We start from the raw sequence: 536 nt of genomic DNA on the forward strand, positions 1-536 counted from the left end.
CAGCATTAAAAATTAAATAACGCATTAACCATTTAAATGACTCCAGTGAGAGCATAAAGGTTGCCTGTAAAAAGCTGCTTTTCGCATAGATCAAAGCAGTTGTTGCGAGCTTTAGTCGAAACTGGAACATTTAAAATATGTTCCAGTTTTTTTGGTGCGCCCGGCATGGGCAGTAACTAGGCGGTGTGAGTCCGCTGTGAGCCGTAGTGGTCGGTATCCCAAGTCGAAGGCAAGGGTGTCTATTGCGAGGTAGAATCTGAAGGAAGCCCTAGACAAAACATCGAATCGACGTACAAGAAGTGGCTAAAAGGCTGGAAACGGTAGGATGAGGTTGCCAAACAAACCGAAGTCCCTAACCACTCGAAACCGTCACAGTAAAGCCAACGGTTTGATGCGAAAGCTACTGTTCTTACCCGGGGAGGTCTGTCACGGCGGTTCCCTCAAGCCGGAAATTAATTCTGGCAGGAACAGGCTTAACAGTAATGTTGGGTCGTCCATGACAGAAGTCAGCCGAGGCCATAGTAGCCAATAATGGT

The organism is Ligilactobacillus salitolerans, from assembly GCF_003864415.1.
GTDB classification, from domain to species: Bacteria; Bacillota; Bacilli; order Lactobacillales; family Lactobacillaceae; genus Ligilactobacillus; species Ligilactobacillus salitolerans.